At 43.6% G+C, this 8571-nt stretch carries 5 protein-coding genes; 3 read left to right on the forward strand and 2 right to left on the reverse strand.

What is annotated here, in order from left to right; all coding sequences use genetic code 11:
- Positions 1–146: 146 nt before the first annotated feature.
- From ACLTU0_RS09070 to guaB, 3 genes are all read left to right on the forward strand, one after another.
- Positions 147–1346, forward strand: coding sequence for a transglutaminase domain-containing protein (locus ACLTU0_RS09070; RefSeq protein ID WP_412322133.1), 1200 nt, complete (start codon positions 147–149; stop codon positions 1344–1346).
- 603 nt (positions 1347–1949) lie between these two features.
- Positions 1950–2912: a tRNA dihydrouridine synthase DusB gene (dusB, locus tag ACLTU0_RS09075; protein ID WP_147514283.1), complete on the forward strand. Its 963-nt coding sequence runs from the start codon at positions 1950–1952 to the stop codon at positions 2910–2912.
- Between the two features lie 92 nt (positions 2913–3004).
- Positions 3005–4471 carry an IMP dehydrogenase gene (gene guaB, locus ACLTU0_RS09080; RefSeq protein WP_337600729.1) on the forward strand — a complete coding sequence of 489 codons (1467 nt, stop codon included), beginning with the start codon at positions 3005–3007 and terminating at the stop codon, positions 4469–4471.
- 46 nt (positions 4472–4517) lie between these two features.
- Here the strand turns inward: guaB and ACLTU0_RS09085 are convergent, their stop codons facing one another.
- Both ACLTU0_RS09085 and ACLTU0_RS09090 read right to left on the reverse strand, forming a co-directional pair.
- The gene (locus tag ACLTU0_RS09085) at positions 4518–6605 is read right to left on the reverse strand and encodes a sodium-translocating pyrophosphatase (protein WP_412322136.1); all 2088 of its coding nucleotides are present in this window, start codon (positions 6603–6605) and stop codon (positions 4518–4520) included.
- 231 nt (positions 6606–6836) lie between these two features.
- On the reverse strand, positions 6837–8571 hold a 1735-nt coding region (locus ACLTU0_RS09090), incomplete at its 5' end, for an alpha-L-arabinofuranosidase C-terminal domain-containing protein (RefSeq protein WP_412322138.1).

Below are 8571 nucleotides of genomic sequence, written 5' to 3' on the forward strand. Positions count from 1 at the left end.
AAGTGGTAAGGCAGAGGTCTGCAAAACCTTTATTCCCCAGTTCAAATCTGGGTGGCGCCTCCAATAAGGAAGATGCTGCGGCTTAAGAATATACTTAGGTCGCAGCATTTTTTATATAAAATTTGATTTTGGTATGGTGGTATGATATGAAAACGATAAAGAAATTTTTTGCCATACTTTTGATATTAGCAATAGGAATAGCCGTGATTAATTCGCAGACAGACTTTTTCTTGAATTTCGGAAGTTATGTTCCGTATCTTAAAGAAAATTGTCCAGAGGTTACGGATTCGGTTTCGGCATTGTCCGAACGGCTTTCGAGGGTGACGGATTATATTCCTACACCGTCCGAGCTTATGGCAATGATAAAACAGGAGGATTTACCTATTGATCCGTCAGATGTGGCGGTCAATGCGTATATACAGAACAGTCCTATGCTTTCGTTTTATCCGAACGAAAATATTTCTATGATTGCGGATTATGACAGAATACAGATATTCGGAATTGTCGGCTCAAGAAGTAAATCAAATTTGATTGCGGCATTTATCGATGAAAACGGTGAAACGCTTGAACAGGTTTCGATTACGGCAAATTCCGAAAATAGTTTCAATAAAACAATATCAATTCCGAAAACGGACGGCGCATCTGTCGGTGTTGACGTGTATACCGGTGATAAGCCTTACGGACAGTTTGAAAGCTGGGTGTATAATTATGTAAAACTTGTGCGTGACGGCAACGGCGGTTGGGTTATCGAACAGTCACCTGTGTTTGAACATAATAAGGCAATGTATGAAAAGGATAAGTCAATTAAAGAGGCACTTAAATACACCGCGTCTATACAATCAAACAGTGACAGTATAATCTCTATCGCCGAACAGCTTACGGCAGATAAAACGACCGACTATGAAAAAGTGCTTGCGTTGCACGATTGGATATGTTCTTATATGTATTATGACGTTGACAGCCTTGCAAGTGACGAGGCACCGCCGTATTACGCAACGGATATAGTAAAGAGCCGTAAGGCAGTGTGTCTTGGTTTTGCAACGCTTATGGCGTCACTGTGCAGAAGTATTGATATACCGTGTAATGTCGTGTCGGGATACGCACTTGGTGTCGGTAATGATACCGCGTGGACAGATACAAGTATTGCAACCGACGAACAAAATCACGCATGGAATGAAGTATACGTTGACGGCAGATGGATGATTGTCGATACAACATGGGATTGTGCAAATAAAATCGAAAACGGTGAAATGAATAAGGGCGAAGTTTCACATTTGTATTTTGACGCAAATTTGCAGTTCTTCTCAAATAATCATAAAATATTGGAATACTCAAAAAGAAGATAATTTAACGTTCGTAGGGGCGATCATCGGTCGCCCGAGTAGCAGATAATAGATAAGAGAGAAAAGAGCCACCCCACAGACGGCTACGCCGCCGGCTCCCCTCAATGGGAGCCATACGAAAGCCTCTCCTTGAGGAGAGGTGTCATGAAGTGACGGAGTGGTGGCAAATCGAAAGGCAAGGTAAAGCCACCCCACAGACGGCTACGCCGCCGGCTCCCCTCAATGGGAGCTATACGAAAGCCTCTCCTTGAGGAGAGATGTCACGAAGTGACGGAGTGGTGGCAAATCGAAAGGCAAGGTAAAGCCACTCCACAGACGGCTACGCCGCCAGCTCCCCTCAATGGGAGCCATACGAAAGCCTCTCCTTGCGGAGAGGTGTCACGAAGTGACGGAGTGGTGGCAAATCGAAAGGCAAGGTAAAGCCACCTCACAGACGGCTACGCCGCCGGCTCCCCTCAATGGGAGCCATACGAAAAGCCTCTCCTTGAGGAGAGGTGTCACGAAGTGACGGAGTGGTGGCAAATCGAAAGGCAAGCCAAAAACATAACACAGGCTTGTCTGTTTTGGATATAATCAAAAACAAAGGGAAAAATAAAAGGCGAAACAATGAAAATAGGAAATTTTGAAACAGAAAACAACGTATTTCTTGCACCGATGGCGGGAGTAACTGATTTACCTTTCAGAAAAATATGCCGAAGATACGGTGCAGGACTTGTGTATTCGGAAATGGTGAGTGCGAAAGGACTGTACTACAACGATAAAAAAACCGCCGATTTAATGCGGATAGATGACGAAGAACGTCCTTGTGCGATACAAATATTCGGCTCTGACGCTGATATAATGGCGGAAGTGATACCGAAAGTTATGGCGGTAAAACCTGATATAATAGATATAAATATGGGCTGTCCCACACCTAAAATCGTAAACAACGGTGACGGCAGCGCATTGCTTAAGACACCCGAAAAAATAGGCGAGATAGTGCATAAAGTTTCTTCCGCGTCGCCTGTGCCTGTGACGGTAAAAATTCGTAAAGGTTGGGACGATGACAGTATAAATGCAGTTGAAGTTGCAAAGATTATAGAACAAGGCGGAGCGGCGGCGATTGCGATACACGGCAGAACGCGGGCAGAGTTTTACAGCGGAACGGCGGATTGGGATATAATAAAGAAAGTAAAAGAATCGGTTTCAATTCCGGTAATCGGCAACGGCGATATAAAATGTGCCGAGGATGCGAAAAGAATGATTGATATGACGGGTTGTGACGCGGTTATGATAGGCAGAGGCTGCGAGGGAAATCCGTTTATATTCAGACAGGTAAACGAATATCTGAAAAACGGCAAAGTGAACTTTGAACCGACTCCTCAGGACAGACTTGCACAAGCGTTGGAACATATTGAAATGCTTGTTGAAGAAAAGGGCGAAAGCCGCGGAATAAAAGAGGCGAGAAAGCATATTGCGTGGTATATCAAGGGACTTGCGGGTTCGTCGAGATTAAAGGGCGAAGTTTTCAAAATTAGTGATATTGCCACAATGCGAATATGCCTTACAGACTATATTAATCAATTATAATAAACTTTAAAATGACGTAAAAAAGGTCTTGAAAAAAACCGCAAAATTTGTTATAATTAATAAAATTAATACTAATGAGAGGAGTTATAAGAATGGAAGAAAAATTTTCTAAGGAAGGTCTTACATTTGATGATGTATTACTTGTACCGCAAGCATCTGATTTTACACCTAACGAAGTTGACTTAACAACAAAACTAACTAAAAACATAACGCTTAACATACCGCTGATGAGTTCGGCAATGGATACTGTTACAGAGTCGTCAATGGCTATTGCAATCGCACGAGAGGGCGGAATCGGAATAATTCATAAGAATATGACGATTGAACAGCAGGCTGCGGAAGTTGATAAAGTAAAGAGAAGTGAGAACGGCGTTATAGCCAATCCGTTCAGTCTTTCTGAAAACCATACGCTAAAAGACGCAGATGAGCTTATGGGTAAATATAAAATTTCAGGTGTTCCGATTTGTGATGACAATAACGTGCTTATCGGTATAATTACAAACCGTGACTTGAGATTTGAAACAGATTTTGCAAAGAAAATTAAAGACGCTATGACAAGCGAAAATCTTATAACTGCTCCTGTCGGAACAACTCTTTCAGAGGCACAGAAAATTCTTTCAAAGCACAAGATTGAGAAGTTGCCGATAGTTGATGAGAAAAATCACTTAAAAGGACTTATTACAATAAAGGATATTGAAAAAGCTATCCGTTATCCGAATTCTGCAAGAGATAAGAACGGCAGACTTTTGGTCGGTGCGGCAATCGGTGTTACAAACGACGCATTGGAAAGAGTTAAGGCTGTATATAACGCAGGTGTTGACGTTGTTGTACTTGACAGTGCACACGGTCACAGTAAGAATATCATAAATAAGGTTAAGGAAATCAAGGAGGCATTCCCTGATTTGGACTTAATTGCAGGAAATATCGCAACAGGTGAGGCGGCAGAGGCACTTATTAACGCAGGCGCAGACTGTGTTAAGGTCGGTATCGGTCCGGGTTCAATCTGTACAACCCGTGTCGTTGCAGGTATCGGTGTACCGCAGATTACTGCTGTATATGACGTAAGCCAAGTTGCAAAGAAGTACAATATCCCTGTTATCGCCGACGGCGGTGTTAAGTATTCGGGTGATGTTGTTAAGGCTGTTGCGGCAGGTGCTGACGTAATTATGCTTGGCAGCTTGCTTGCAGGCTGTGACGAAAGCCCGGGCGAATTTGAAATATTCCAAGGCAGACGTTTTAAGGTTTACAGAGGTATGGGTTCTATTGCGGCTATGGAATGCGGAAGTAAGGACAGATACTTCCAAACAGGTTCAAAGAAACTTGTTCCTGAAGGCGTTGAAGGTCGTGTACCTTACAAAGGTCCTGTTTCTGATACTATATTCCAAATACTTGGCGGTCTGCGTTCGGGTATGGGTTACTGCGGAACTAAGACAATTCAGTTGTTAAAGGAAAACGGTAAGTTCGTAAGAATTACAGGTGCAGGTCTAAAGGAAAGCCATCCTCATGATATTTATATCACTAAAGAGGCTCCAAACTACAGCTACAATACACAAGGCTAATAAAAATTTAAGGCAAGTCACTTATGTGGCTTGCCTTTTTGTATGCCTAAAACAGCCCCATACCGCCGTATGTGGCGATAAGTGCGGCGAAAACGATTGAAACCATAGACAGAAGTTTAATCAATATATTAACGGATGGACCGGAAGTATCTTTAAACGGGTCACCGACCGTATCGCCGACAACAGCGGCTTTATGATTTTCGCTGCCCTTACCGCCGAAATTACCTGCCTCGATATATTTCTTCGCATTATCCCAAGCACCGCCCGAATTAGCCATCATTACAGCAAGTGCAAAACCGGATATTAAAGCACCTGCAAGCATACCGACAACACCGTTGCACCCAAGCACCAATCCGACAATTATCGGTGCAAGTATTCCGAGTGCGGCGGGGAAAATCATCTCTTTTAGCGAAGATTTTGTGCATATGTCAACGCACGTTTCATAATCAGCCTCTGCTTTTCCGTCAATCAATCCTTTTATCTCCTTAAACTGACGTCTTACTTCAACAACAATTTTTTGTGCCGCACGTCCGACAGCTCTCATAGTCATTGCACTGAACAAAAACGGCAGCATTGCCCCTGAAAACAAGCCTATAAGCACTGCGGGATTAGTGACGGAAAGATTAAGTTCAATTCCCATTTCGGTTATTTTATCGGTGTATGAAACTATCAGCGCAAGCGCGGTCAGTGCCGCCGAGCCTATTGCAAAACCTTTGCCTGTTGCGGCGGTCGTGTTGCCGAGTGAATCGAGTGCGTCCGTTCTTTCACGCACTATATCGGGAAGTCCCGACATCTCCGCAATACCTCCTGCGTTGTCGGCAACAGGTCCGTATGCATCTGTCGCAAGCGTTATGCCGAGTGTTGAAAGCATACCGACCGCCGACAGACCAACTCCGTAAAGTCCGTCCTCAAAGCTTGCCATACCTCCTGCAGTAAAGTAGCTTATAATTACCGAAATTCCGATTATAATAACAGGTATCGCCGTTGACGACATTCCCAGTGCGATACCGTCTATTATGATTGTCGCCGAGCCTGTATTTGAAGATTTTGCAAGGTTTTTTGTAGGATTGTAAGAGTCTGACGTGTAATACTCTGTGAAATATCCTATCATCACTCCTGCGATAAGTCCCGAAATAACTGCCCAAAATACATTTGAATTGTCGGGAAGTAATGTGAAAATAAGAAATGCCGAGCCGACTGCCGACAGGATTGACGCAATGTATGTACCGCGTCTTAATGAGCCTAAAAGCGATTTTTGCGTTGCACCTTCCTTTGTCGAAACGAAAAACGTGCCGATAATAGACGCAATTATGCCGATTGCAGCGATAAACATCGGCACAAGTACACCGTTAAAGCCAAGTCCTGCCGCCGACGCAAGTGCTCCGCACGAAATAATCGAGCCGACATACGATTCATACAAATCAGCGCCCATTCCTGCAACGTCACCGACATTGTCGCCGACATTATCGGCAATGCAGGCAGGGTTACGCGGATCGTCCTCAGGTATACCGACTTCGACTTTGCCGACTAAATCCGCTCCGACATCAGCCGCTTTTGTGAATATTCCGCCACCCACGCGTGCAAACAGTGCCATTGAACTTGCACCCATACCGAATGTGAGCATAGCGGTCATAACGTCGTTTATGCTTAGTTTAAACACGAATTTTAAAAGAATAAACCACACGCTTATATCGAAAAGTCCCAAACCGACAACGGTAAGCCCCATAACAGAGCCTGACGCAAACGCGATTTTTAAACCCTTGTTGAGTCCGTCACGAACACCGTTCGCGGTGCGTGTGTTGGCATATGTGGCGATATTCATTCCCACATATCCCGATAATCCCGAAAAAAATCCGCCTGTCAAAAATGCAAACGGCACAAACGGACTTAAAAATCTTTTCGCCGCAAGTACGGTCAAAATGAAAAACATAATCGCAAAAAATATTCCGACAGTTTTGTATTGACGTTTAAGATATGCCATTGCACCCTTGCGTATTTTGACGCTGATGCTTTTCATCATATCCGTACCTTCGCTTTTTCGCTTTACGGAGTAAAATTTGATGAATGAAAATAACAGTGCGGTAAGTGAACAGATAAGAACTATTATCGGTGCAGCAGTTTCAAAGCTTTCCATACGGATACCCCCTTTTGTTTATATTTATTCCGCTTTGTAATATTTGATTACAAAAAAATCGGACGATTGTAATCGTCCGATTTAGATAGTAAACAAAACCGTTATGGTTTTGTTTACTTTGTTATTGGGAGTTTGAGGTGCTAACCTCATTAAAAATCATTTCTGGCGACATGTGCGACAGAAATGGCATAAAATCTAAAGTTTCGACGTTTGAGGAACTTTATGATTTTTTTATTTCTGTACAGTGAATATTGTAACGCTCTGTGGCGGGAATGTGTATTCAAATGTATTTGATACGGCTGTTAAAGCCGATGTTTTCGGCGATACCTTTTTCGGATTATCGAAATCGTTTATATCATCAAGCGAATTGCCGGAAAGCTCCGTTACGTTTGCGTTAATGCCGTTTACGCCTTCAACGCATATTTCAGACGTTATTTCGGTGTCACGCACATTGACCGCTTTAATATAAATGTTGTTATCGTCACTGCTTGCGGTGTAGTACAATTCCTCCATAACAGGCTGTTTGTCGATTGCAGTGTTTGCGGTTTTGCCATTTATATATGTAGTAATATTTCTGCCGTTGACTTCAAGGCAAAGCTTGTATTCCTGTCCTGTCATTACGGAGAAAATGTTGTGGTCAAGGCACGAACCGCGTCCGTTTACTTGTGCGTTGACTTCTGTGTCTTGATTTTGCCAACCGCCGATAAACCATTGAATTAAGTTTTTATCGTCCGACTTGCCGAAGAACAGGCGGAAACCTTTGTCGCCTGCCGTGCGTTTGGCGGTAAATTCGACTTTGTAATGATTTGAGTTTATGCTGTCTATAACGGCTTTGCCGCCGTTGCTGAATGATAGATTGTCGTATGTTTTTACATTGCCTGTTGCGATGTCGATGATTTTAATATCGTAAAATTTCGCACTGCATCTGTCAGCTTCAATCTCAATATTACCGCTGATTTTGTCACTGCCAAGAGTGATAGGCTTGTCAAAACCGTCGTGCTTTACGTCAAGCAGGTCGCTGCCTGTGCAGTTCATAAACATTTTTTGTACATAGTAATTCGCACTGCCGTATACTCTGTGATTGTCAAACCAAATCATATCGGGCTGCCAGTTTATGTAGTCAACATTGCATAAAAGCGGTGCATAGCATACAAGACCGATTGCGTGTGCGTTGTTTTCAAGTCCTGTCATATATGCCGCCTCGATAAGTGCGTTGTAATATGTGTTGCCCCATGACGCGTATTCGCCTAAGAATACTTTCGGACCGTCTGACGGCATATTGTCGTAACGGTGGCAGTTGGCAAGCATCCATTCGGGTGATGTGTAGTAATGCTCGTCAACAAGGTCAGAGCTGTTCTTTTTTGCGTTGTTCCAACCGCGTTCAAATTCACCGCCTTGCGGGAAAGGCCCTGCGGAATTGATTATTTTTATTTGCGGATATTTCTCTTTTATGGCTTTGTGGAAAAGGTCATATCTGTCCCAAAAGCCCTGACCGACTTCTTCGTTGCCGACTGCAAGATATTCAAGATTGAACGGCTCGGTGTGTCCCATATCACATCTTATTTTGCCCCACTTCGTGTCGGCAGTGCCGTTGGCAAATTCGATAAGGTCAAGTGCGTCATCAATCCATTCCTGCATTTCGTCAAGCGGAACGGCTTGCTCCATATGCGGATTATATCCGGCAGGAAGTACAGGCAAAGGCTTTGCACCGATGTCCTCACAGAATTGGAAGTATTCAAAATATCCGAGTCCCAACGATTGATTGTATCGCCAGTTGTTACGTCGTGACGGTCTGTCGGTTACAGCACCGATTGTGTTTTTCCAACGGTACATTGAGTTTCTGTCGTCGGAATTAAGTGTGCCGTCGTGGATAAGACAACCGCCCGGGAAACGCATAAATTTAGGCTTTAGGTCCGCAAGCATTTCGGCTATGTCGTTTCTCATACCGTTTTTACGGTTTTTGTAG

The sequence above is a fragment of the Hominilimicola sp. genome (genome assembly GCF_046972485.1).
GTDB classification, from domain to species: domain Bacteria; phylum Bacillota; class Clostridia; order UBA1381; family UBA1381; genus Hominilimicola; species Hominilimicola fabiformis.

What these genes read in the sequence shown, in the direction of transcription:
- ACLTU0_RS09070 (WP_412322133.1), top strand. Translation starts at nt 147, where the DNA reads ATGAAAACGATAAAGAAATTTTTTGCCATACTTTTGATATTAGCAATA.
- dusB (WP_147514283.1), top strand. Translation starts at nt 1,950, where the DNA reads ATGAAAATAGGAAATTTTGAAACAGAAAACAACGTATTTCTTGCACCG.
- guaB (WP_337600729.1), top strand. Translation starts at nt 3,005, where the DNA reads ATGGAAGAAAAATTTTCTAAGGAAGGTCTTACATTTGATGATGTATTA.
- ACLTU0_RS09085 (WP_412322136.1), bottom strand. Translation starts at nt 6,605, where the DNA reads ATGGAAAGCTTTGAAACTGCTGCACCGATAATAGTTCTTATCTGTTCA.